Annotated in this window: 18 protein-coding genes and 3 tRNA genes; 9 read left to right on the top strand and 12 right to left on the bottom strand. The window is 73.0% G+C overall.

From position 1 onward, the window contains the following. Nucleotides 1–29: 29 nt before the first annotated feature. Nucleotides 30–575: a GVDTG sorting domain-containing protein gene (locus tag M4D82_RS11450; protein WP_249765949.1), complete on the bottom strand. Its 546-nt coding sequence runs from the start codon at nt 573–575 to the stop codon at nt 30–32. A 564-nt stretch (nt 576–1,139) separates the two neighbouring features. Between M4D82_RS11450 and M4D82_RS11445 the strand changes: the two genes are divergently transcribed. After that, the gene (locus M4D82_RS11445; protein ID WP_249765948.1) at nt 1,140–1,556 is read left to right on the top strand and encodes a gamma-glutamylcyclotransferase family protein; all 417 of its coding nucleotides are present in this window, start codon (nt 1,140–1,142) and stop codon (nt 1,554–1,556) included. Between the two features lie 13 nt (nt 1,557–1,569). On the opposite strand, the gene dnaG is transcribed toward M4D82_RS11445, so the two are convergent. The 4 genes from dnaG to M4D82_RS11425 form a co-directional block, all read right to left on the bottom strand. After that, entirely contained in the window at nt 1,570–3,474 is a 1,905-nt protein-coding gene (gene dnaG / locus M4D82_RS11440; RefSeq protein WP_249765947.1) for a DNA primase, read from the bottom strand. 34 nt (nt 3,475–3,508) lie between these two features. Then, a complete protein-coding gene (locus M4D82_RS11435; RefSeq protein ID WP_249765946.1) occupies nt 3,509–4,783 on the bottom strand; it encodes an NAD(P)/FAD-dependent oxidoreductase in 1,275 nt (424 codons plus the stop codon). 93 nt (nt 4,784–4,876) lie between these two features. Then, entirely contained in the window at nt 4,877–6,193 is a 1,317-nt protein-coding gene (locus tag M4D82_RS11430; protein WP_249765945.1) for a deoxyguanosinetriphosphate triphosphohydrolase, read from the bottom strand. 56 nt (nt 6,194–6,249) lie between these two features. Further along, the gene (locus tag M4D82_RS11425) at nt 6,250–7,020 is read right to left on the bottom strand and encodes a sirohydrochlorin chelatase (protein WP_502988906.1); all 771 of its coding nucleotides are present in this window, start codon (nt 7,018–7,020) and stop codon (nt 6,250–6,252) included. A gap of 362 nt (nt 7,021–7,382) precedes the next feature. Here M4D82_RS11425 and M4D82_RS11420 point away from each other — a divergent pair, with 362 nt between their 5' ends. The 3 genes from M4D82_RS11420 to M4D82_RS11410 all read left to right on the top strand — a co-directional run bounded on the left by M4D82_RS11420 (nt 7,383) and on the right by M4D82_RS11410 (nt 11,175). Further along, nucleotides 7,383–8,090, top strand: a complete 708-nt coding sequence (locus M4D82_RS11420; protein WP_249765944.1) for a SanA/YdcF family protein — start codon at nt 7,383–7,385, stop codon at nt 8,088–8,090. A gap of 39 nt (nt 8,091–8,129) precedes the next feature. After that, complete coding sequence (locus tag M4D82_RS11415) at nt 8,130–8,924, top strand: glucose 1-dehydrogenase (RefSeq protein ID WP_502988905.1); 795 nt, start codon at nt 8,130–8,132, stop codon at nt 8,922–8,924. A 163-nt stretch (nt 8,925–9,087) separates the two neighbouring features. Beyond that, nucleotides 9,088–11,175, top strand: coding sequence for a molybdopterin oxidoreductase family protein (locus tag M4D82_RS11410; protein WP_249765942.1), 2,088 nt, complete (start codon nt 9,088–9,090; stop codon nt 11,173–11,175). A 36-nt stretch (nt 11,176–11,211) separates the two neighbouring features. On the opposite strand, the gene M4D82_RS11405 is transcribed toward M4D82_RS11410, so the two are convergent. After that, nucleotides 11,212–12,177 carry a nucleotidyl transferase AbiEii/AbiGii toxin family protein gene (locus M4D82_RS11405; RefSeq protein WP_249765941.1) on the bottom strand — a complete coding sequence of 322 codons (966 nt, stop codon included), beginning with the start codon at nt 12,175–12,177 and terminating at the stop codon, nt 11,212–11,214. Continuing rightward, a complete protein-coding gene (locus M4D82_RS11400; protein WP_249765940.1) occupies nt 12,174–12,785 on the bottom strand; it encodes a hypothetical protein in 612 nt (203 codons plus the stop codon). The genes M4D82_RS11405 and M4D82_RS11400 overlap by 4 nt, the downstream gene beginning before the upstream one ends. A 114-nt stretch (nt 12,786–12,899) precedes the next feature. Between M4D82_RS11400 and M4D82_RS11395 the strand changes: the two genes are divergently transcribed. Continuing rightward, complete coding sequence (locus M4D82_RS11395) at nt 12,900–14,051, top strand: RNA polymerase sigma factor (RefSeq protein ID WP_502988904.1); 1,152 nt, start codon at nt 12,900–12,902, stop codon at nt 14,049–14,051. An 85-nt stretch (nt 14,052–14,136) separates the two neighbouring features. On the opposite strand, the gene M4D82_RS11390 is transcribed toward M4D82_RS11395, so the two are convergent. The 4 genes from M4D82_RS11390 to M4D82_RS11375 all read right to left on the bottom strand — a co-directional run bounded on the left by M4D82_RS11390 (nt 14,137) and on the right by M4D82_RS11375 (nt 19,789). Next, the gene (locus M4D82_RS11390) at nt 14,137–16,059 is read right to left on the bottom strand and encodes an ABC transporter ATP-binding protein (RefSeq protein ID WP_249765938.1); all 1,923 of its coding nucleotides are present in this window, start codon (nt 16,057–16,059) and stop codon (nt 14,137–14,139) included. Beyond that, nucleotides 16,056–17,789, bottom strand: coding sequence for an ABC transporter ATP-binding protein (locus tag M4D82_RS11385; protein WP_249765937.1), 1,734 nt, complete (start codon nt 17,787–17,789; stop codon nt 16,056–16,058). Before M4D82_RS11385 ends, M4D82_RS11390 begins: the two co-directional genes overlap by 4 nt. A 174-nt stretch (nt 17,790–17,963) precedes the next feature. Continuing rightward, entirely contained in the window at nt 17,964–19,427 is a 1,464-nt protein-coding gene (locus tag M4D82_RS11380; protein WP_249765936.1) for a xylulokinase, read from the bottom strand. A gap of 53 nt (nt 19,428–19,480) precedes the next feature. Next, a complete protein-coding gene (locus tag M4D82_RS11375; RefSeq protein WP_249765935.1) occupies nt 19,481–19,789 on the bottom strand; it encodes a YtxH domain-containing protein in 309 nt (102 codons plus the stop codon). Nucleotides 19,790–19,934: 145 nt separating this feature from the next. Between M4D82_RS11375 and M4D82_RS11370 the strand changes: the two genes are divergently transcribed. The 4 genes from M4D82_RS11370 to M4D82_RS11355 all read left to right on the top strand — a co-directional run bounded on the left by M4D82_RS11370 (nt 19,935) and on the right by M4D82_RS11355 (nt 21,258). Then, nucleotides 19,935–20,007 (top strand) — tRNA-Asn (locus M4D82_RS11370). Nucleotides 20,008–20,012: 5 nt separating this feature from the next. Further along, nucleotides 20,013–20,085, top strand: a tRNA-Asn gene (locus tag M4D82_RS11365). Nucleotides 20,086–20,269: 184 nt separating this feature from the next. Then, a tRNA-Ile gene (locus tag M4D82_RS11360) sits at nt 20,270–20,343 on the top strand. Nucleotides 20,344–21,033: 690 nt separating this feature from the next. Then, on the top strand, nt 21,034–21,258 hold the full coding sequence (locus M4D82_RS11355; RefSeq protein ID WP_249765934.1) for an alpha/beta fold hydrolase: 225 nt from the start codon (nt 21,034–21,036) through the stop codon (nt 21,256–21,258). A 37-nt stretch (nt 21,259–21,295) separates the two neighbouring features. Here the strand turns inward: M4D82_RS11355 and M4D82_RS11350 are convergent, their stop codons facing one another. Then, nucleotides 21,296–22,993, bottom strand: coding sequence for a sensor histidine kinase (locus tag M4D82_RS11350; protein ID WP_249765933.1), 1,698 nt, complete (start codon nt 22,991–22,993; stop codon nt 21,296–21,298). Between the last annotated feature and the right edge of the window lie 96 nt (nt 22,994–23,089).

Raw genomic sequence — 23,089 nt, 5'->3', positions numbered from 1 at the left:
ACCGCGGCCGAAGCCGCGGTGGGCGCCCGTCAGCTCGGCGTGCCGCTCGCCCGGCGACGCATGAGCCAGGTACCGCCGACGGCGGCCGTGGCCAGGACGGCCACCCCCGCCGCGATCAAGAGGGGGTCGTCGGTGGTGGTCGTCCCACCACCCACCCCGGTCCGTACGGGGCCCTGCGGGCCGCGTTCGGTGACGACCAGGTCGCCGGTGGCGAACTTGCCGTTCGCGCAGGTCGCGCCGATGCCGTAGGTGCCGGGCCGGACGTGGTGCGACACCTGGAACTGCCCCGTCACCTGCCCCTTGCCGGTACTCGGCAGCAGCTTGAAGCGCCCGCCGCCCACCGTGGTGGCGTCGCCCTCGGCCTGACTGCCCGGCCCGCAGGCGTGGGTGCTCACCGTGACGACGGCGCCCCTGGCGGCGTTTTTCGGCCATACCTCCAGCACGGCGAAGTCGCCGGTCGCGAAACCGGCCGCCGCGGCCAGGCCCCCGACGGCGACCGCTCCGGCGACCGGGCCGGTGAACGCGGCGGCGGTCAGCGCGGTGGCGGTGAGCACGTGGGCGGTGCTGCGGCGCATGGGAACTCCTGAGGACGAACTCCTGAGGACACGGGGTCGTGCTCCGAGGAAAACCGGCGGCCCCGCACTCCGCATGCCGACCGCCCGCCGGATCCGCCCCCGAGCCACCCGTCGGGAGCGCGTTCGCGCACGTCAGAGCCCCGATGCGGCATCCGTGTGCGGCCACCCCGTCCGGGTGAAACCCGTCGCCGGGGCGACCGGCCGGCGTGGCGGATGCCGGGGTTCCTCCTCCCGGCCGGCGTCGCCGCCGGTCCCTACGGCGCCGCCGCCGTGCCCGGTGGCTCCGCGGTCTGCGCGGCCAAGGCCGTGACCGGGGCACAAAGCGGCGCTGCGGCGGTCGAGTCGCGGGACGAAGGCGTCATGGGGCGGGCAAGCGTCGGGTCGGAGACGCCGGTGCGTACCGTGGTGGTGCGCACGGAGGGCGGGCCGCGCGGCCCGCCCTGCGACTGTCCAGTCTTCGTCGGGGGAGGGCCCGTGACATCGGCCGATCGGCCAGAATCCGCGTCCGCATCCGCGTCCGCGTCCGCGTCCGCGTCCGCATCCGCATCCGCATCCGCGTCCGAGGTGCTGCCGTTCTTCGTCTACGGGACCCTGCTCCCCGGCGAGGTCAACCACGACCTGTTCCTGCGGGGCCGCACGGCCGCCGAGGAGCCCGCGCGACTGCCGGACGCCGCGCTCTACGCGGGCCCCGGCTACCCGTACGCCGTCCACCGGCCCGGCTCCGCGATAGCCGGGGAGCTGATCACGGCGGCGCCGGGCGCGTACGCCGAACTGCTGGTCGCGCTCGACCTGCTGGAGGAGTACGCGGGCCCGGACCGGCCGGACAACGTCTACGACCGGGTCGCCCGCGAGGCCGTCCGCCCCGACGGCAGCCGCGTCCGTGCCTGGGTCTACCTGGCGGCAGCCCCCGTCGCCCACCACCTCGCCCGCTCGGGCACGGAGATCACCGGCGGCGACTGGCGCCGGCACGTCGAGGGTTAGGGGGTGTCCGGCGTCAAAGGCCCTCGGCGCCGCGGTTGCGCAGCCGGCGGCCGTACTGCTGGAGCACCCACAGCTCCTCCTGGACCGCCGCGAGCTGCTCCGGCGGGGCCTGCGGGCCCAGGCGGGACAGGGTGCCCTGGATCTCGTGGACCCGGCGGTCGACGGCGCGCAGGCGCACCTGGACCAGCTGGACCCCGGCGTAGACCTCGTCCACCGTCTTGGCGTGGATGGCCTCCACCGCCAGCTCCGTGACCAGCGCGCGGACCGTGTCGTTCGGAGCCGCCTCGCGGACCCGGATCAGGTAGTCGTCCGAGTCCTGGGCCGCGCCGCCCGCGTCCTGGATGGCCTGGCGGACCGCCGCGTAGGGCGGGGCGGTGAACTCGTCGATCCCGTACGCGTCGAAGGCGGGGGAGACCAGGGCCGGTCGCTGGAGCGCCAGCTTCAGCAGCTCGCGCTCGGTGCGGTGGGCGGGGCTGCGCAGGTTCAGGGCGGGACCGCCGGGGGGCGCGGCCCGCGGCGCGGGGGCCGGCTCGGGCGCACGGGAGCCGCCGCGCCCCTGCTGCTCGGGCTGCCGGCCGCGCTCGCGGGCCCAGCGGGCCAGCTGCGCGACCCGCTTGACGACGAACTGCTCGTCGCGGATGCCCAGCATCCCCGCCAGCTGGACCGCCGACTCGTGCTGGATCGCGATGTTCTTGATGTTCGCGACGACGGGCGCCGCCTCGTCCAGCGCGGCCGCCCGCCCCGCCGGGTTCTCCAGGTTGTGGCGGGCGACGATGTGCCGCAGCGCGAACTCGAACAGCGGGGTCCGTGACTCCACCAGTCCGGACACGGCTTCGTCCCCCTGTGCCAGGCGCAGGTCGCACGGGTCCATGCCGCCCGGGGTGATCGCGATGGAGGTCTCCGCCGCGAACTTCTGGTCGTCCTCGAACGCCCGCAGCGCCGCCTTCTGGCCGGCCGCGTCCCCGTCGAAGGTGAAGATCACCTCGGCGGTCGCGTTGTCCATCAGCAGCCGGCGCAGGATCTTGATGTGGTCGCCGCCGAAGGCGGTGCCACAGGTGGCGATGGCCGTGGTGACGCCTGCCAGGTGACAGGCCATGACGTCGGTGTAGCCCTCGACGACCACGGCGCGGGAGGTCTTCGCGATCTCCTTCTTCGCCAGGTCGATGCCGTACAGGACCTGCGACTTCTTGTAGATCGCCGTCTCGGGGGTGTTCAGGTACTTCGGGCCGTTGTCGTCGTCGCGCAGCTTGCGCGCGCCGAAGCCGACGACCTCGCCGCTGATGTCCCGGATCGGCCACATCAGCCGGCCGCGGAAGCGGTCGATGGGCTTGCCGCTGCGGCTGTCCTGGGCGAGCCCGGAGAGGATCAGCTCCTTGTCGGAGAAGCCCTTGCCGCGCAGGAACCGGGTCAGGTGGTCCCAGCCGGCCGGGCTGTAGCCCACGCCGAAGTGGGTGGCCGCCGCCTGGTCGAAGCCGCGCTCCGCCAGGAAGCGGCGGCCGATCTCGGCCTCGGCGCCGCCGAGCTGGTCGGCGTAGAAGAGGGCGGCGGCCTTGTGCGCCTCGACCAGGCGGATCCGCTCGCCGCGGCCGCTGGTGCCGGCGGTGTAGCCGCCCTCCTCGTACCGCAGGGTGATCCCGGCCTGGCCGGCCAGGCGTTCGACCGCCTCCGAGAAGGAGAGGTGGTCGATCTTCATGATGAAGTCGAGGGTGTCCCCGCCCGCCTGGCAGCCGAAGCAGTGGTAGAAGCCCTTGCTGGGGCTGACCTGGAAGGACGGGGACTTCTCGTCGTGAAAGGGGCAGAGGCCCTTGAGGTTGCCGCCGCCCGCGTTGCGCAGCTGGAGGTACTCGGAGACGACGGCGTCGATCGGGACCGCGTCCCGTACCGCCTTCACGTCGTCGTCGTTGATCCGTCCAGCCACGCGTGAATTCTACGGCCGGGCGCCGACAAACCCGTCAGGCCCCCTCGCCACCCGTCAACGCGGAAAGCGGAACGCTGGGATCCGCCAGCTTGTCCCGGTCCACGGGCGTCTTCGACCGGATCAGGGCCTGGATCTGCTCGGTGACGTCCCACACGTTCACGTTCATCCCGGCCAGCACCCGGCCGTCCGACAACCAGAACGCGATGAACTCGCGCTTGGCCACGTCGCCCCGGATCAGCACCTGGTCGTAGCCGCCCACCGGGGCGTGACCGGAGTACTCCAGGCCCACGTCGTACTGGTCGGAGAAGAAGTACGGCACCCGGTCGTACGAGACCTCCTGCCCCAGCATGGCCCGCGCCGCGGCCGGGCCCCCGTTGAGGGCGTTGGCCCAGTGCTCGACGCGCAGCCGGGTCCCGAGCGTCGGGTGGTGCGCGGCCGCCACGTCCCCCACGGCGTACACGTCCGGGTCGGAGGTGCGCAGTGAGGCGTCCACGGCGATGCCGCCGCCGTGCTCCCGGTCGACCAGGGCCAGCCCGGAGGTCTCGGCGAGGGCGGTGCGCGGCGCCGCCCCGATCGCGGCCAGCACCGCGTGCGCGGGGTGCTCCTCCCCGTCGTCCGTACGGGCCGCCAGCACCATGCCGTCCTGGCCGACGATCTCCGTCAGCCGCGCCCCGAAGTGGAAGCGGACGCCGTGCTCGCTGTGCAGGTCGGTGAAGAGCCGGCCGATCTCCGGGCCGAGCACCGCGTGCAGCGGCGTGGCCAACGGCTCGACGACGGTGACCTCGGCGCCGTAGCCGCGGGCCGCCGCCGCGACCTCCAGGCCGATCCAGCCCGCCCCCGCGATCAGCAGGTGGCCGTTGTCGCGGCCGAGCGAGGTCAGGGCCTTGCGCAGCAGGTCGGCGTGGGCGAGGCGGCGCAGGTGGTGCACGCCGGCCAGGCCGGTGCCGGGGATGTCCAGGCGGCGCGGCTCGGCGCCGGTGGCCAGCAGCAGCTTGTCGTAGTGCAGCAGGGTCCCGTCGCCCAGCCGGACGGTCTTGGCGTCACGGTCCAGGTGGACGGCCGGCTGGCCCAGGTGCAGCTCGATGTCGGCGCTCGCGTACCAGGACGGCTTGTGCACGAAGACGCTGTCCCGGTCCTCCTTGCCCACCAGGTAGCCCTTGGACAGCGGGGGACGCTCGTACGGATGGTCGCGCTCGTCGCCGATCAGGATCACCCGGCCCGTGAACCCCTCGGACCTCAGCGTTTCGGCTGCCTTCGCCCCGGCCAGCCCCGCGCCGACGATGATGAACGTCTGGTGTGCGTCGACCACCTGATGCCTCCTCATAACCTCTACGCCACATGCGACCACATGCGAGCGTCCCGCACTCAGCCTGCCGCGTGAAGGGGCAGTGGCCCGATCGGCTCACCCTTCGGCGCGTCGCGGGCGGCGGGTGAGACGGGCGTGCAGGGAGCGGGCGGAGGCGTCCGTGAGGGCGGCGATCTGGTCGATGACCGCGCGTTTCCTCGCCCTGTCGTCCGGCGCGGCGTCGAAGATCGCGCGGAACTGCGGGTCCAGTCCCTCGGGCGCGCGGGCGCTGAGCGCCTCGGCCAATTCGGCCAGGACCACGCGCTGGTCGGCGCGCAGCCGCTCCTGCTCCTCGCGCTGCATCACGTAGAGGTCGGCGACGGTCTTCAGGACCGCGCACTCGTTGCGCGCCTGACGGGGAACCACCAGCTCGGCGGTGTAGCGGGTGAGCGGGCCGAAACCGTACGCCTCACGGGTGGCGTTCTCCGCCGCCAGACAGAAACGGCCGATCAGCTGGCTGGTGGCGTCCTTCAGCCGGGCCTGGGCCACGGCGGAGCCGTCGTAGCCGTGCGGCCACCAGTCCTCCTCCATCAGCCGGTCGAGGGCCTCGCGCAGCTCCTGGGGGTCGGTGTCGGCGGGCACGTACCGGCCGATGGCGACCTGCCAGATGGCGTTGCGCTCGGGTTCGGCGAACAGGAGGTTGGGGTCGATGTGGCCGGCGTGCAGACCGTCCTCGAAGTCGTGGACGGAGTACGCCACGTCGTCCGACCAGTCCATGACCTGGGCCTCGAAGCACTTGCGGTCGGCGGGCGCGCCGCGCCGTAGCCACTCGAAGACCGGCAGGTCGTCCTCGTAGGCGCCGAACTTCACCGAATCGGGGTCGGTGGGATGGCTGCCGCGCGCCCACGGGTACTTGGTGGCGGCGTCGAGGCTGGCGCGGGTGAGGTTGAGGCCGACGCTGACGAGGGCGCCGCCGGCCGGGTCGGGGACGAACCGTTTGGGCTCCAGTCGGGTCAGCAGGCGCAGGGACTGGGCGTTGCCCTCGAAGCCGCCGCAGTCCTTGGCGAACTCGTTGAGCGCCTCCTCGCCGTTGTGCCCGAAGGGCGGGTGGCCCATGTCGTGGGAGAGGCAGGCCGCCTCGACCAGGTCGGGATCGCAGCCGAGGGCCGCGCCGAGCTCCCGTCCGACCTGCGCGCACTCCAGGGAGTGCGTCAGCCGGGTACGGGGGCTCGCGTCCCAGTCGTAGGAACGGCTGCCCGGCGTGACGACCTGCGTCTTGCCGGCGAGGCGGCGCAGCGCGGCCGAGTGCAGCACGCGGGCGCGGTCGCGTTGGAAGGCGGTACGGCCGGGCCGTTTGTCGGGCTCGACGGCGAAGCGCTCGGTGGCGGCCGGATCGTAGGAGTCGTAGGCGGGGGCGTGCGGGGTGCCTTCCATGCTCCGACGGTAACCGCAGCGGCCGACATTGCGGGCGACCGGCGGCCGGCCGGCCGTTACGCGATGGCGGCGATGGCCGGTTCGCGCGGGTACCGGCGCATGGCGAGGGCTTGGTCGTAGCGGCGCAGCACGAGCCGGGCGAGGGCCGGGTGGTCGCCGAGCGGGGCGGACGCGGGCCCCGGCGAGGCGGCCGCGCAGACGCCGGCGAACCGGCCCGGCGCCGCGAAGTACGAGGCCACCGCGACCCGGTGGTGACCGGCGGCCCGGAGCGCGCGTACGGCGTCGGGCACGCTCGGCGCGGCCGCCGAGGCGTAGCCCGGGACCACCGCCACCCCGCCGAGCCGTTCGGACAGCAGGGCGGCGCTGCGCCGGGTGTCGGCCGCGGAGTCGGCGTCACGTGATCCGGCCGCGGCGAGGACCACCGCGGTGCCCGGGGTCCAGCCGGCCTCCAGGAGCCGCTCGAACAGGGCTTCCACCAGCAGGGGGTGCGGGCCGAGCGGGTCCGCGACCCGGGTCCGCAGGCGGGCGGCACGGGCGGCGGTGGCGGGGAGGTCCCGCTTGACGTGGGTGCCGCGGCCGAGGAGGAGGGGGACGAGGACGGCGTGGGGGTCCGCGTCGGGGTGCGTGGGGGCGTCGGTGTCGGCCTCGGCCTCGGCGGAGAGCCGGCTCAGGGTGTCGCTCAGCAGGGGCGCGTTCAGCTCCACGTGTCCGAGGCGGACGTCGAGGCGCGGGCGCAGCTCGCGGACGCGTTCGAGGAGGGCGAGGACGGTGGGGAGGGCGCGCGGGTCGCGGCTGCCGTGGGCCACGGCGACGAGGGTGGGCTGCATGGGAGGGCTCCGTGGTGCCGGGCGCGTGGCGGGCGCAGGCCGCTGAGCTGGGTGCCGAGCTGGTCGGTTATCCGGGTCAGCAGCTCGGCCGCGCTGCCGAAGGGGAGGGCGGGGAAGGGGGCGGGGAGGCGAGGGTCTGGGCTTCGGGAGGGTGCACCGGCTCCGTCATGGATCGATCCTGCGGGGGCCAGGTTGCGGGGGCGTTGCGGCGGGGTGACGGGTGTTTTCCGCCTGCTCACTCGGTCATTCGTACGAGTGAAAGGAGGGGGGTGGGGAACTGGAGGTCGGGGCCGGCTCGTCAACCCGTGCGAACGACGCGATCTTTTGCGTAAGCGGTGGGTGTGGGCGAGGGGGGACGGGTCATGGAGAGGTCGGAGGGGAAGCGGGTCGGCGCGTGGTGGCGGCTTCGGCTGCCGAGGAGCGTGCGGGCCCGCAGGCGGGCGGTGCGGGTGGTCATGGCTGGTTGCGTTTTGGCGCTGCTGCCCTCGGCGTGGACGCACGCGGTGGCCGCCGACCGGCTGCGCACGACCGCCGGCGCGCCGGCGGCGGAGGTGGCGGTGGTGTTCGGCGCGGGGTTGTGGAACGGCCGGCCCACGCCGTACCTGGCCGACCGGCTGGACGCGGCCGTCGAGCTGTACCGGGCGGGGAAGGTGAAGGTCGTCCTGGTCACCGGCGACAACAGCCGCGTCGGGTACGACGAGCCCGACGCCATGCGGACCTACCTCACGGGGCGGGGCGTGCCGGGGGAGCGGATCGTCAGCGATTACGCCGGCTTCGACACATGGGACTCGTGCGTGCGGGCCCGGGAGATATTCGGGGTGCACCGGGCGATCCTGATCAGCCAGGGCTTCCACATACGCAGGGCCGTCGCGCTGTGCCAGGCGGCGGGCGTGGAGTCGTACGGGGTCGGCGTCGCCGACGTCCACGACGCGACCTGGTACTACGGCGGCGTCCGCGAGGTCTTCGCGGCGGGCAAGGCGGCGGTGGACGCGACCTTCGAGCCGCGACCCCGGTTCCTGGGACCGAAGGAGGAAGGGGTGTCGCGGGCGCTGGGGGCTCTGGCACACTGACGCGCGGCGATCGGCTTATGTCGATTAGTCATATACCAGATGTCGGCGTCAGGGGTGTGGACCGTGGCTGGTGTGGATCTGAGCGGCAAGGTCGTCGTCATCACCGGAGGGGCCCGCGGACTGGGCGCGGCGGCCGCGCGGGCGGTCGTCGACGGGGGCGGTCGGGTGCTGATCACCGACGTGCTGGAGGCGGAGGGCGCGCGGACGGCCCCGAAGCTCGGGGACGCGGCCCGCTTCCTGCGGCACGACGTCACCAGCGAGGCCGACTGGGACGCGGCCCTCGCCCACGCGGTGGAGGAGTTCGGCCGGATCGACGGCCTCGTGAACAACGCCGGCATAGCCACCGGCCAGTTCCTGGAGCACGAGAGCGTCGAGCACTTCCGCAAGGTCGTCGAGATCAACCTGGTCGGCGTGTTCATCGGCATGAAGGCCGCGATCCCGCTGCTGCGGGCGAACGGCGGCGGGTCGATCGTCAACATCTCCTCGGCCGCCGGTCTGACCGGCCTCGCCCTCACCGCCGGGTACGGCGCCTCCAAGTGGGGCGTGCGCGGCCTGTCGAAGATCGGCGCGGTCGAGCTGGCCGAGGCCGGGATCCGGGTCAACTCGGTCCACCCCGGCATGACGCTGACCCCGATGACCGCCCCGGTGGGCATCCAGGCCGGCGAGGGCAACTACCCCGGTGCCCCGCTGGGTCGCGTCGCGGTCCCCGAGGAGATCGCCGCCGCCGTGGCCTTCCTACTCTCGGACGCCGCCGGCTACATGACGGGCGCCGAACTCGCCGTGGACGGCGGCTGGACCGCGGGCCTGACGGTGAAACACCTCACCGGCCGGTGACTTCGGGGGCGGGCTGGGGCGGCTCGGGGCGGTTCGTGTCGGGCACGGCCGGCCGGCGACCGGGCGGGGCTCACCGGTGTCGGTGAGGCGTGCTGAGGGGGAACATCCCTGGTCGTAACGTGGCGGGGCGGCCCGTGTAACACCCGCGTCGCACGCTGGGCGCATGCCCATCCCGGACTCCGCCCCCGCCGCCACCGCCACGCACTGCCCGTACTGCGCGCTCCAGTGCGGGATGAACCTGCGCCCCACATCCGACGGCGCGGGCGTGACGGTCGAGGAGCGGGCCGACTTCCCCGTCAACCGGGGCGCGCTGTGCGGCAAGGGACGCACCGCGCCCGCCGTGCTCTCCTCCCGGGTGCGCCTGACCGAGCCGCTGATGCGCACCCGCCCCGGCGGGCCCCTCGTACCGGCCGGCTGGGAGGAGGCCCTCGACGCCGTCGCCGAGGGCCTCACCCGCACGGCCCGCGCCCACGGGCACGACGCGGTCGGCGTGTTCGGCGGCGGCGGACTGACCAACGAGAAGGCGTACGCCCTCGGCAAGTTCGCCCGCGTCGCCCTGCGCACCTCCCAGATCGACTACAACGGGCGTTTTTGCATGTCCTCGGCCGCCGCCGCGCACCAGCGGGCCTTCGGCCTCGACCGCGGCCTGCCCTTCCCCCTGGAGGACATCCCGCGCACCGGCTGCGTGATCCTCGTCGGCTCCAACCTGGCCGAGACGATGCCCCCCGCCCTGCGCTACCTCACCGAACTGAAGGCGAACGGCGGCACCCTGATCGTCGTCGACCCCCGCCGCACCCGCACCGCCGAGCAGGCCGACCTGCACCTGGCCCCCCGACCCGGCACCGACCTCGCCCTCGCCCTCGGGCTCCTGCACCTCGTGGTGGCCGAGGGCCGCACCGACGCGGAGTTCATCGCCGCCCGCACCACCGGCTGGGAGGACGCCCGCGCCGCCGCGATGGCCCACTGGCCGGAACTGGTCGAACGCGTCACCGGCGTCGCGGTCCCGCAACTGCGCCGGGCCGTGGAATTGTTCTGCGCCCCCGAGTCCGCGATGGTCCTCACCGCCCGCGGCCCCGAGCAGCAGTCCAAGGGCACCGACACCGTCGGCGCCTGGATCAACCTGTGCCTCGCGACCGGCCGCGCCGGCCGCCCGCTCTCCGGCTACGGCTGCCTCACCGGCCAGGGCAACGGCCAGGGCGGCCGCGAACACGGTCAGAAGGCCGACCAACTGCCCGGCTACCGCAAGCTGACCGACCCCGCCGCCCGCGCCCACGTCGCCCGGATCTGGGGCGTCGACCCCGACACCCTGCCCGGCCCCGGCCGCAGTGCCTACGAACTCCTCGATGCCCTGGGCACCGACGTACGGGCCCTGCTCCTCATGGGCTCCAACCCCGTGGTCTCCGCCCCACGCGCCGCCCACATCGAGGACCGGATCCGCTCCCTCGACTTCCTCGCCGTCGCCGACGTGGTCCTCTCCGAGACCGCCGCGCTCGCCGACGTGGTCCTGCCCGTCACCCAGTGGGCGGAGGAGACCGGCACCACCACCAACCTGGAGGGCCGCGTCCTGCTGCGCCGCCGCGCCCTCAGCCCGCCGCCCGGCGTCCGCAGCGACCTGGACGTGCTGCACGGACTCGCCGCCCGCCTCGGCGTGGAGAAGGGCTTCCCCACCGACCCCGAAGAGGTCTTCGAGGAGCTGCGCCGCGCCTCCGCGGGCGGACCGGCCGACTACTCGGGCATCTCCTACGCCCGCGTCGAAGCCGAACAGGGCGTCTTCTGGCCCTGCCCCACCGGCTCCGAGGGCACCCCCCGCCTCTTCCTGGACCGCTTCGCCACCGACGACGGCCGGGCCCGGTTCGTACCCGTCTCCCACCGCGCCGCCGCCGAGACCCCCGACGCGGACTACCCTCTGCTGCTCACCACCGGGCGGGTCGTCGCCCAGTACCAGTCCGGCGCGCAGACCCGGCGGGTGGACGAGCTCAACGCCGCCGCCCCCGGGCCCTTCGTGGAACTCCACCCCCGTCTCGCGGCCCGCCTCGGGGTCGACGACGGCGCCCCGCTCGCCGTCACCTCCCGCCGGGGCCGTGCGGTGGCGCCGGCCCGCATCACCGACGCCATCCGCGCCGACACGGTCTTCATGCCGTTCCACTGGCCGGGGGAGGGCCGCGCCAACACCCTCACCAACCCCGCCCTGGACCCGGTGTCCCGGATGCCGGAGTTCAAGGTGTGCGCGGTCCGCGTCGAACCCGCCTGAGCCGCCGCCCCCAGCCCCAGCCCCCCTCAGCCGTCCTCAGTCCCGTCCCGCGAACGTCGGCCCCAGCGCCGCCAGCAGCCGCCCCGCGTAGGCCTCCGCCGAACCGCCCACCCCCGGGTACTCCTGCGCGAACTGCTCCCAGTCGACCCACCGCGCCTCGGCGAACGCCTCCAACGTCACCGGCGCGTCCTCGGCGGCGCCCGGCGGGAAGAACTCGCCCGACTCCCGGAAGACCGTGTGCACCAGCTCGTACGGGGCCGCGTACCGCTCGGCCAGCAGCACGGCGTCGTAGAGGTCCTTGCCCTGCGGGTACATGTCCGTGGCCAGCCACACCAGCTTCCAGGCCAGGGACAGTTCGGGCGTGGCCGCCGGCACGCGTACGCCCGCGACCTCGGTGGGCTCCGCCGGCGCGGGCAGCCGTTCGTTGAAGACGAAGTCCAGCTGCACCTGCCCGCCGGGCAGCCCCGGCGCGGACCAGGGCAGCACCAGACGCCGCCCCGGGACCCGCTCGTACGTCCAGATGTCCTCGCAGACCGCCCCGGCCGCCGCGACCACCAGGCCACCCTCCCGCGCGGCGACCCGCTCGGCGGCCTCCGCGATCGCCGTCAGCATCCGCTCCGTACGGGCCTCCTCGATCCCCCAGTCCTGCGGGACCACGATGAAGTCCAGGTCGTGCGGCTCCCGCGCGGGCGCCCCGAACCAGCTCGCCATCAGCATGCTGCCGCGCAGCACCAGCGAGTCCGCCCAGCCGGACTCGGCGACCCCGCGCACCATCACGTCCAGGGCCCGACGCCGGGCGGCCTGCCAGGCCGGCCGCAGCCCGGGGTCGACCGCCGTGTCGGCGACCCGGTACCCGTGGGCGAAGTGCTTGAGCGCCGGGTCGAAGAACAGGTCGCCCTCACGGCCCGGCTCCGCCAGTCCCGTGGTCGACGTCCTCGGCAGCTCCTCCTGCCGCCGCGCCCAGTCGGAGCGCGGGTTCCCCGTACCGTCATTGCCGTTCATCCGGCCGTCCCCTCCCTGTCGTCCCATCCTTCGATCCACCCGTCGTCCACGGACAGATCGCTGTCGTACAGCACGAATTCCCGCTCCTCCGAGCGGATCTCGTACCCCGCCTCCACCAACTCCGCGATGAGCGTGTCGCAGGCGGCCGTCGCCCGCGAGGCCGTGCCCCGGCAGCGCTGCGTGACGAACCGTTCGTGATCACCCGTCGTCCCCGGCAGGACGCGCCGGGCGTTCCAGGACAGGTGCGCCCCATGCGGCACCACCAGTGCCTCCAGCGCCGCGTGGTCGTACGTGCCCGGCAGCCGCAGCTTCAGGTGGTGCTCGTAGTAACCGCCGCCCGGCCCCGGCCGGTCCGTCGTCCAGGGAACCGTCTCGATCTTGACCCGGACCGGGGTGAAGCCCGCCGCCCGCAACTGCGGGACCAGCCGCTCGTGCCCCGTACGGTCCGGCAGCGTCAGCATCGGCTGCGAGAGGGTCCGACCCCGGGCCAGGTGGATGTGCGTGACCTTCAGTTCCCGCGCGCCCGCCCAGGATTCCAGCCGGGCCAACTCCCGCTCGTCCGGGCAGCGGACCGTCACGTGCGTTTCGTAGGTTCCGTGCGAAGACATGATGTCGATCATCTCGGACATGCGTCCGATCCGCATCGGGGTTCTCGCCGATGGGTAACCATCCGGTCACGCACCGGACTCAGAAAGTGCACGCACACCCCTCGTGGCGGCGTTGTGTCGTACCCCACACTGAGGTGCGGTGCCACCGTCCTCGGAGCCCTGGAGGTCGCCCCCGTGCAGACCCAGACCCTGACCGTGAACGTGAGCCGCCCCGCCGCCGACACGCCCGCCGCGGTCGACCTCCCGGAGGCCGAGGCGATGGACGAACCGGAACGGGACGAACCCGAGGTCCTCGAACTGATCGAGCCGCAGCCCCTCGCCCGCTCCCGCACCAGGGACACCACGGGCGGCGCGGGCCCCTCCGCCGACCTCTTCCGCCAGTACCTGCGCGAGATAGGCAGGATCCCGCTGCTCACCGCCGCCGAGGAGGTCGACCTCGCGCGCCGCGTGGAAGCGGGACTGTTCGCCGAGGAGAAGCTCGGCACCACCCCGGACCTCGACTCCCGCCTCGCCCTCGACCTCGACAAGCTCGTCGTCATGGGCCGCATGGCCAAACGCCGGCTCATCGAGTCGAACCTGCGGCTCGTCGTCTCCGTCGCCAAGCGCTACGTGGGCCGCGGCCTCACCATGCTCGACCTGGTCCAGGAGGGGAACCTCGGGCTGATCCGGGCCGTTGAGAAGTTCGACTACGCGCGCGGCTACAAGTTCTCCACCTACGCCACCTGGTGGATCCGGCAGGCGATGTCACGGGCCCTCGCCGACCAGGCCCGTACCATCCGCGTCCCCGTGCATGTCGTCGAGCTGATCAACCGCGTCGTCCGCGTCCAGCGCCGCATGCTCCAGGAGCGGGGCTACGAGCCCACCGCCGAAGAGGTCGCCGTCCACCTCGAACTGACCCCCGAGCGCGTCCTGGAGGTGCTCCGGCTCGCCCAGGAGCCGGTCTCCCTGCACGCCCCGGTCGGCGAGGAGGACGACGTCGCCCTCGGCGACCTGATCGAGGACGGCGACGCCGCGTCCCCCGTGGAATCCGCCGCCTTCTTCCTGCTCCGCGAGCACCTGGAAGCCGTGCTGTCCACCCTCGGCGAGCGCGAACGCAAGGTCGTCCAACTCCGCTACGGGCTCGCCGACGGCCGCCCGCGCACCCTGGAGGAGATCGGCCGGATCTTCGGCGTCACCCGCGAACGGATCCGCCAGATCGAGTCGAAGACCCTCAACAAGCTGCGCGACCACGCCTTCGCCGACCAACTGCGCGGCTACCTCGACTGAGCGACTACCTCGACTGAGCGGCCACCTCGACCGAAACGTCGAAGGGGGCGCCCCGAAGGACGCCCCCACCCGATCCGCCGCCGGATCAGTCGACCTCGACCACCGCCTGCGCGAACTGCGCCGCGTACAGCCGGGAGTAGGCGCCGCCCGAGGCCAACAGCTCCTCGTGCGTGCCCTGCTCCACGATCGAGCCGCTCTCCATCACCAGGATCACGTCGGCGTCCCGGATCGTGGAGAGCCGGTGCGCGATCACGAACGACGTACGGCCGTGCGCGAGCCGCGCCATCGCCTTCTGGATCAGCACCTCGGTACGGGTGTCCACGGAGCTGGTCGCCTCGTCGAGCACCAGGATCACCGGATCGGACAGGAACGCCCGCGCGATGGTGATCAGCTGCTTCTCGCCCGCGCTGACGCCGGCGCCCTCGTCGTCCAGCACCGTGTCGTAGCCGTCCGGCAGGGTGCGGATGAAGCGGTCCGCGTGCGCCGCCCGCGCGGCCTCCTCGATCTCGGCGCGCGTCACCTCGCGCGAGGCACCGTAGGCGATGTTCTCGGCGATGGTCCCGCCGAACAGCCAGGTGTCCTGGAGGACCATGCCGATCCCGCCGCGCAGCTCCGCGCGGGTCATCTTCGCGATGTCCACGCCGTCGAGCGCTATCTCCCCGCCCGTGACCTCGTAGAACCGCATCAGCAGGTTGACGAGCGTGGTCTTGCCGGCGCCCGTCGGGCCGACGATCGCGACGGTCTGGCCCGGCTCCACGTCCAGCGACAGGTTCTCGATGAGCGGCTTGTCGGGCTCGTAGCGGAAGGCCACCTTGTCGAGGGTGACTCGACCGCGCAGCTCGTCCGGCCGCTCCGGAACCTCGACGTCCGGCTCCTGCTCGTCCGCGTCCAGCAGCTCGTAAACCCGCTCGGCCGAGGCCACACCGGACTGCACCAGGTTCGCCATCGACGCCACCTGCGTCAGCGGCATCGAGAACTGCCGCGAGTACTGGATGAAGGCCTGCACGTCACCGATCGACAGGGTGCCCGAGGCCACCCGCAGACCGCCGACCACCGCGATCAGCACGTAGTTGATGTTCGAGATGAACATCATCACGGGCTGCATGATCCCGCTGACCAGCTGCGCCTTGAACGACGCCCGGTACAGCGCCTCGTTCTGCTCGGCGAAGAGCGCCGCCGACTCCTTCTGCCGTCCGAAGACCTTCACCAGCGTGTGGCCGGAGTACATCTCCTCGATGTGCGCGTTCAGCGCGCCCGTGCTCTTCCACTGCTCCACGAAGTGCGGCTGCGACTTCTTGCCGATCCTCGACGCGACGACCACCGACACCGGCACGGTCACCAGCGCGACCAGCGCCAGCAGCGGCGAGATCCAGAACATCATCGCCAGCACGCCGACGATCGTCAGCAGCGAGTTCATGAGCTGACCCAGCGTCTGCTGGAGCGTCTGCCCGATGTTGTCGATGTCGTTCGTCGCGCGGCTCAGCACCTCACCGCGCTTCTGCTGGTCGAAGTACGACAGCGGGAGCCGCGACAGCTTCGCCTGGAGCTCCTCGCGCATCCGGAACACGGTGCCGTTCATCACGTGGTTCGACAGCCGCGTCGCCACCAGCATCAGCAGGCCGGCCAGGACGAACACCACCAGCGCCCACAGCGCGACGACGCCCACGGCATCGAAGTCGATGCCCTGCCCCGGCGTGAAGTCGGTGCCGGACAGCATGTCCGCCATGCCGTCCTCGCCGCGCGCCCGCAGCCCGTCCAGCGCCTGCTGCTTGGTCATCCCCGCCTGCATCCGGCGGCCGACGATCCCCGCGAACACCAGGTCGGTGGCCTCGCCCAGGATCTTCGGGCCGACCACCGAACAGGCCACACTGCCGAACACGGCCGCGACCATGCCCCACAGCCTGCCCTTTTCCTGCGCCAGCTGCCTCAGGAGCCGCTTGCCCGACCCCTTGAAGTCCAGGGACCGCTGGCCCGGCCCCATCATCATCCGTCCTCCGGGCCCGCTCATGCGGCCTCCGCCTCCGTCAGCTGGGAGAGCACGATCTCCCGGTAGGTCTCATTGCCGGCCATCAACTCGTGATGACGCCCCTCACCCACGACCCGGCCCTCGTCCAGGACGATGATCCGATCGGCGTCGCGGATCGTCGACACCCGCTGGGCCACGATCACCACCGTCGCCTCCCGGGTCTCCTCGCCGAGCGCCGCGCGCAGCGCCGCGTCCGTCGCGTAGTCCAGCGCCGAGAACGAGTCGTCGAAGAGGTAGATCTCCGGACGCTGTACGAGCGTGCGGGCGATCGCGAGGCGTTGGCGCTGACCGCCCGAGACGTTGGTACCGCCCTGCGTGATGGGGGCTTCGAGGCCGCCCTCCAGCGCGGACACGAACTCCTTCGCCTGCGCCACCTCCAGGGCCCGCCACAGCTCCTCGTCACTCGCGTCCGGGCGCCCGTAGCGCAGGTTGGACGCGACGGTCCCCGAGAACAGGTACGGCTTCTGCGGCACCATGCCGACCGTCTTGGCCAGCAGCTCCGGGTCCAGCCGGCGTACGTCCTCCCCGTCGACCAGGACCGTGCCGCCGGTCGCGTCGAACAGGCGGGGCACCAGGCCCAGCAGCGTGGACTTGCCGCTGCCCGTCGAGCCGATCACCGCCGTGGTCTCGCCGGGGCGGGCCACCAGGTCCACCCCGCGCAGCACCGGGGACTCGGCGCCCGGATAGCCGAAGTCGGCGCCGCGCAGCTCCAGCACGCCGCGCTGCCCGAGCTCGCGCACCGGGTCGGCGGGCGGGACCACGCTGGAGTCGGTGTCGAGGACCTCCTGGATGCGCTCGGCGCAGACCTCGGCGCGCGGCACCATCATGAACATGAAGGTGGCCATCATCACGGCCATGACGATCTGCATCAGGTAGGCGAGGAAGGCCGTCAGCTGGCCGATTTCCATGCCCCCGCCGTCCACGCGCATCGCGCCGAACCAGATGACGGCCACGCTGGAGATGTTCACGACCACGATCACGGCGGGGAACATCAGCGCCAGCAGCTTGCCGGAGGCCAGCGAGACGTCCGTCAGCTCCGAGTTGGCGGTACGGAAGCGTTCCTTCTCGTACGTGTCGCGGACGAAGGCGCGGATCACGCGGTTGCCGGTGATCTGCTCGCGCAGCACCCGGTTCACGACGTCGAGGCGCTCCTGCATCTGCCGGAACAGCGGACGCGTCCGGTACACGATCGCGCCGACCGCCAGGCCCAGCACCGGCACCACGGCCAGCAGCACGCCCGACAGCTTCACGTCGAGCGAGAGTGCCATCGCGATGCCGCCGACGCACATGATCGGCGCCGAGACCATCATCGTGAAGGTCATCAGCACCAGCATCTGGATCTGCTGGACGTCGTTCGTCGTACGGGTGATCAGCGACGGGGCGCCGAACTGGCCCAGCTCCCGCGCGGAGAAGCTCTGCACCCGGTCGAAGACCGAGGCGCGGACGTCCCGGCCGAGGGCGGCGGCGGTGCGGGCGCCGTAGTAGACGGCGCCGGCGTTGCAGACGAGCTGGACGAGCGAGATGCCGAGCATCAGCGCGCCGAAACGCAGGATGTAAGCGGTGTCGCCGTTGACCACACCCTGGTCGATGATGTCCGCGTTCAGGGTGGGGAGATAGAGGCTGGCGCTGGTCTGCAGCAGCTGCAACAGCACCAGCACAACGATGGGTTTGCGGTACGGACCGAGGTGGGTCCGCAGAAGTCGTATGAGCACGCGCAGGCTCCGGTCGGCATGATCGAGGGGGTTCGGTCCATCTTCGGCCAACGGCGGGGACGAACCCCACCGGTTTTCGCAAAGGCCGGTCAAAAGGAGCAGGGCCCCGGGACCGAGGTCCCAGGGGCCCGCCACCACGTCGTACGTCGACCCGGTAGCCCGGTGAGGGTGTGCCTAGTAGCCCGGGGAGAGCGCGCCCGCGAAGGCGCCGGGGTGCAGCTGCTCGCGCGTGGTGGCGTACTGCTGGCGCACCGCCTGCCACGCCGCGAACTCCTCGTCCGGCTCGAAGACCTGCGCCACCGGGGCGGCCCACACCGGCGGGGTGTGCGCGGCCAGCGTCCCCTGCCGCACGCCCAGCGCCCACGCCGCCTGCCGGGCCGCGCCCAGCGCCGCGTAGTCCGCCGGTGCCGGCACGACGACCTGCGTCCCGAACAGCCCCGGAGCGGCGGCCTGTACGGCGGGCAGATCGGCCGCCGCGCCCAGCAGGAACACCCGACGGATCGGCACCCCCCGGTGCCGCAGCACGTCGAGGGCGTCCACCAGCGCGCACAGCATGCCCTCGAAGGCGGCCCGCGCGAGGTGCTCGGGCTTCATCGAGTCCCGGCGCAGCCCGGACAGCGTCCCGGCGGTGTGCGGCAGGTTCGGCGTCCGCTCGCCCTCCAGGTACGGCAGGAGTACGAGGCCGTGCGCGCCCGGCGTCGACTTCAGCGCGAGCGCGCTCAGCCCCTCCAGGTCGGTGCCGAGCATGTCGGCGGTGCCGCGCAGGGCCCGTACGGCGTTGGAGGTGTTCACCACGGGCAGGTGCATGCCACCGGCGTCGGCGAGGGAGGTGATCAGACCGCCCGGCTCCGCGAGGGCCTCGTGGTGCACGGCCATCACCGAGCCGGACGCGCCCAGCGAGACCACCGCGTCCCCCGGCCCCAGGCCCAGCCCCAGCACGGCGGCCATGGTCTCGCCGGTGCCGGCGGAGATCAACAGCCCCTCGGGGGTCATCCCGGCGGCGTCGCAGGGGGCGAGCACCTCGGGCAGCAGCGCCTGGTGCCCGAGCGCGAGCTCCACCAGGTCGGGCCGGTAGGAGCCGGTGGCCGCCGACCAGTACCCCGTCCCGGAGGCGCCGGCCCGGTCGGTGGTGCGCCGGGCGGGCCGGCCGAGCAACTGCCACACGAGCCAGTCGTGCGGGGAGAGTACCACCGCCACGCGACGGGCGGCCTCCGGCTCGTTGCGGGCCAGCCAGGCGAGCTTGGCGATCGGCTGCGCCGCGTGCGGCACGGAACCGACGGCCTGCACCCAGGCCTGCCGGCCGCCGAGCGCCTCGATGAGGTCGGCGGCGGCGACCTGGCCGCGCTTGTCGTTGCCGACGAGGGCGGGCCGCACCAGTGCGCCCTGCGTGTCCAGCGGCAGCACCCCCTGCTGCTGGGCGGAGACGCCGATGGCCTGGACGCCCTCCAGCAGGCCGCCGCCGGCGGCCTCGCCGAGGGAGAGCAGCCAGCCCTGTGGATCGGTCTCGTGGGGGACGGCCTCACCGGCGGGCTGCGGGTGGGGCGCGTAGCCCTGGCGCAGCACGGCGCCCGTGTCCGCGTCACAGACGACGATGCGAGTGAAGGTGGAAGAGCTGTCCAGCCCGGCGACTATCCCCATGGGGAGAATTCTGCCGCACGCCAGGCCGGATCCGACCCGTCCGGAAGTGGCTCTCAGGTGTTGCTCGTGCCCCACTCGTCCTCGGCGCCTGCGCCGCCGCCGGCCCGGCCGCGCAGGGTGCGTACCCGCTCGGACAGCGCGTGGGGCATCGCGTCGCCGACCTTCCCGCCCACCGCCGCGAAGGCCTTGCCGGCGTACTGGAGCCCGGCCTGCCCCGCGGTCTCGGCGGCGTTGCGCACGGCGGGGTTCTGCGCGACCTGGCGCGCGGACTTCTTCATCTGCTCGTAGCGCTCACGTCCGGCCCGGGTCCCGAGCACGTAACCGATGGCCAGTCCGACCACGAAAGCGACCTTGTACCGCATGCCTGTCACCCTTCGTCGTGTGGTGCCCGGCCGGCTGGCGATACCGATTGGCGGAGCACCCCCCTGCTTGCGCTAATCTATGACTCGCAACGAGCGCTCGCCCCTCGGCAAGGCCGGAGGTGGGCTGTTCGATGCACCGCAGCAATCCCCTGTAGCTCAATTGGCAGAGCAGCCGGCTGTTAACCGGCAGGTTACTGGTTCGAGTCCAGTCGGGGGAGCTCGGTCCCCTGTAGCTCAATTGGCAGAGCAGCCGGCTGTTAACCGGCAGGTTACTGGTTCGAGTCCAGTCGGGGGAGCAGGAAAGAAGAGGGCCCAGGGCGGGTCCTCTTTCTTTTTGTCCTGATCCGGGAACCGGGCAGCCTTCAGCGCGGTCTCCCTGAACAGGCACGGCCGATCATGCGGGGCAACCGAGGCAGGAGATCGTATGAGCGGCTATGCTGCGGCAGACGGCGCGCACACATGTACGCGCCACGCCGTAAAGGGGCGGTAGCTCAGCCGGTTAGAGCAGCGGACTCATAATCCGTCGGCCGTGGGTTCGAGTCCCACCCGCCCCACTGCACACCAGGTGTGCAGAAACGATCCGACCAGGAACTTCTCTGGTCGCGCGAGTCGCTACGGTGATCCTGGCGGCCCCTCGGGGCCGCCTTTCGCGTCCCAGGGGACGCCCAGGGGACGGGGCGGCGGCTGACGCGATGACAGGTTTCCGCCATACCCCGCGCGGTCTGATCCGCCGAGCCTGGCCGGGTTGGTGTCCTTCGCCGTCGCCGCGGGGCTCCTGGTCCGCGGGCTGGTCGGCCTGGTGTGGGCGCTCGGCGTCGGCGACGGGGCCGGCCCGGTGTTCTACTGGCTCGATCTGTTCCTCTACACCCCGCTCTGCCTCGGCTTCGGCTGGCCGGCCGCCACCCGCCTGGTCTCCCGCCGTGCCCGGAGGGCACTCGCGCTGCCGCTCGCCCTCGCCGCGGTCGCCGCGGGCACGGCGTATGCCTGGCAGCCCGCCGAGACGCCCGGCTACGCCGCGCCGCCCGGGAACCGGTACGTCGAGACGCCCGTCGCCCGCTTCCACCACGTCCGCCAGGGTGAGTGTGGCTCGCCGGTGGTGCTTCTCTCTCCCGGCGCGTCCTGGACCTTCGCCTGGCGCGAGCAGCTCGCTGCCCTCTCCCGGACGCACACCGTCTACGTCCTCGACCTCCCCGGCCAGGGGTTCACCGAGCTCCGTGACCGGTCTCTGACCTGGGGCCTGGAACATGGAGATCCCCCGTGCGGCCCTGGCGGGGAGCTCCTGGAGCGGCGGCTTCGCCGTCGCCTACGCCCAGCGCCACCCGGAGCAGGTGACCCTCGGCGCGGGCCGCTCGACCACACAGTCCTCGCTGCGGGGACTGTTCGTGAACCAGGACGGCGGGTGCCGGCTGCAGAGCCGGTGCCTGATCATCGGAATGGCGGCGGCCCCGGTGCCGGGCCCGGCGGCATGACCCCGGCGCCCGAGGAGCGTGCCGCCCTCGTGCGCGGTCAAGGCCGGCTTGCGGGCACGGTGTCCTTGGCCACCAGCGTGTCGTGGGCCCAGCAGAGCCGGTAGAGATCGACCTGGTCCAACAGGTCCCGGCCGGATCGGTAGAACTCGCAGGTGCTGCCGGGCGGCCGGGGCGCGGAAAGGGCGTGGTCGGGCGGGTGGGGGAAGGCGCGGGCCGGCAGCAGAGGAGCGAGTTCGGTGCGTGGCCGGCCGAGCCGCAGCTCCTCGAACCGGGACGGCGGCAGCACGCTCGTCGTCAGCTGCCAGGCCAGGTAGACGGCGGAGGGCACGAGAAACGCGGCTGCGGCCACGGGGGCCGCGAAGGCGGCGACCGAACGTCGGCGGGCGTCGCGGCGGGCAGCGGCGAGCCGCCGGGCGGACTCCAGGGTGGTGACGGTGTCCGTGTCCGGGGACCGGTGTTGAGCCTTCTCGGGCGGCCTGGCGGACCGGTCGTGGGTCCCTCTGGTCCATACGGGCATTCTGAGCCCCGTTCGGGTCGTCGGCGCCGGTGTCGCGGAGCGGGACGGGGGCTGGTGCGGGAGGACGGCGGTGACGTGGAACCCGCCCTGGTACAGGCCGGTCCGCAACGAACCGCCCAGGACCGTGACCCGCTCTCGAAGACCCGTCAGCCCCCACCCACCGGCATGGGCCGGCGGGCCCTCCGCCGGGTGCGCCCGTCCGTCGGCGGGCGGGGCCGTGTTCACGATGCTCACGCTCGTGCGGTCGGCTTCGTGCGTGATCCCCACTGTCACGGATCCGCCCGGCGCGTGTTTCACGGCGTTGGTGAGAGCCTCCTGCACCACGCGGTACATCCCGCGCTCGACCAGGGGCGAGAGCGCGGGCACCGGCCCGCGCCTCTCCCACCGCAGCGGCACCCCCGAGGCGATCGCCCGACCGAGGAGGTCCTCGACCGTGTCCCCGACGGGCAGGCCCGCGCCCGTTCCCGGTGGACCGTGCAGGACGGCGACGGTCTCCCGCAGTTGCTCGACGGCGTCCGCGATCGTCCCGCGCAGCTCGGCGAGGTCGGTGCGGTCGCGGTCGGTGAGGTCGGGGGAGAGTTCCAGGGCTCCGGCGCGCAGGGCGACCAGGCTCAGGGCGTGGCCGAGGGAGTCGTGCATGTCGGCCGCTATGTCCGCGCGTTCGGTCAGCCGTGCCCGCTCCGCGACGAGGTGCTGCCGCTCTTCCAGGCTCCGGGCCAGCCGCCATCCGTCCCGCACGAGTTCGCGTCGGCCTCGCCAGTGGCGTCCGGCCAGCCACGGAAGCAGGAGGGCCGCGGGCAGCACGGTCAGCGCGTAGAACCACCACACGGCCTGCGTCCACAGCACCGCGCACGTCACGAGATCGACCGCGAGGCAGGCGGCGAGCACCAGGAGCGGGCGCCGTGCCGCGGCGACCCGGGCGCCCAGCAGACAGCTCAAGGCGGCCAGCGACAGGACGTGGGCGTTGGCGGGGGTCGCGGAGTCGGCCATGCCCAGCGCGCACAGCCCGTTGACGAGGAAGACAGCGGCCCCCGGCCGACGGTGGGACAGCGGCACGGCCACCGCCAGGACGACCAACGGGAGGAGCAGGTCCAAGGTCGGCGAGGCAGCGCTCGCGTCCCGGAACCCGTAGCCGGTCGCGATGGCGAGGACGCCCCACAGGGCCACGTCGCCGAACACGGACCTGGCCGCGGGTAGGGGGATGCGCGTGTGCGGCATGGTGCGTCGACCGTCCTTCCGATGGATGTCCTGACCACGCCCGGTCGATTCTGCGGGACGACCCGGACGCCCGACGAGGGGTGGGCACGGTGAGGC

Source organism: Streptomyces sp. RerS4 (genome assembly GCF_023515955.1).
Taxonomy (GTDB): domain Bacteria; phylum Actinomycetota; class Actinomycetes; order Streptomycetales; family Streptomycetaceae; genus Streptomyces.
The sequence above is the reverse complement of the archived record's forward strand: the minus strand, read 5'-3'. Positions and strand labels throughout refer to the sequence as shown.

What these genes read in the sequence shown, in the direction of transcription:
- M4D82_RS11450 (WP_249765949.1), bottom strand. Translation starts at nt 575, where the DNA reads ATGCGCCGCAGCACCGCCCACGTGCTCACCGCCACCGCGCTGACCGCC.
- M4D82_RS11430 (WP_249765945.1), bottom strand. Translation starts at nt 6,193, where the DNA reads ATGGAAGGCACCCCGCACGCCCCCGCCTACGACTCCTACGATCCGGCC.
- M4D82_RS11425 (WP_502988906.1), bottom strand. Translation starts at nt 7,020, where the DNA reads ATGCAGCCCACCCTCGTCGCCGTGGCCCACGGCAGCCGCGACCCGCGC.
- M4D82_RS11420 (WP_249765944.1), top strand. Translation starts at nt 7,383, where the DNA reads ATGGAGAGGTCGGAGGGGAAGCGGGTCGGCGCGTGGTGGCGGCTTCGG.
- M4D82_RS11415 (WP_502988905.1), top strand. Translation starts at nt 8,130, where the DNA reads ATGTCGGCGTCAGGGGTGTGGACCGTGGCTGGTGTGGATCTGAGCGGC.
- M4D82_RS11410 (WP_249765942.1), top strand. Translation starts at nt 9,088, where the DNA reads ATGCCCATCCCGGACTCCGCCCCCGCCGCCACCGCCACGCACTGCCCG.
- M4D82_RS11405 (WP_249765941.1), bottom strand. Translation starts at nt 12,177, where the DNA reads ATGAACGGCAATGACGGTACGGGGAACCCGCGCTCCGACTGGGCGCGG.
- M4D82_RS11400 (WP_249765940.1), bottom strand. Translation starts at nt 12,785, where the DNA reads ATGTCTTCGCACGGAACCTACGAAACGCACGTGACGGTCCGCTGCCCG.
- M4D82_RS11390 (WP_249765938.1), bottom strand. Translation starts at nt 16,059, where the DNA reads ATGAGCGGGCCCGGAGGACGGATGATGATGGGGCCGGGCCAGCGGTCC.
- M4D82_RS11380 (WP_249765936.1), bottom strand. Translation starts at nt 19,427, where the DNA reads ATGGGGATAGTCGCCGGGCTGGACAGCTCTTCCACCTTCACTCGCATC.
- M4D82_RS11375 (WP_249765935.1), bottom strand. Translation starts at nt 19,789, where the DNA reads ATGCGGTACAAGGTCGCTTTCGTGGTCGGACTGGCCATCGGTTACGTG.
- M4D82_RS11355 (WP_249765934.1), top strand. Translation starts at nt 21,034, where the DNA reads ATGGAGATCCCCCGTGCGGCCCTGGCGGGGAGCTCCTGGAGCGGCGGC.
- M4D82_RS11350 (WP_249765933.1), bottom strand. Translation starts at nt 22,993, where the DNA reads ATGCCGCACACGCGCATCCCCCTACCCGCGGCCAGGTCCGTGTTCGGC.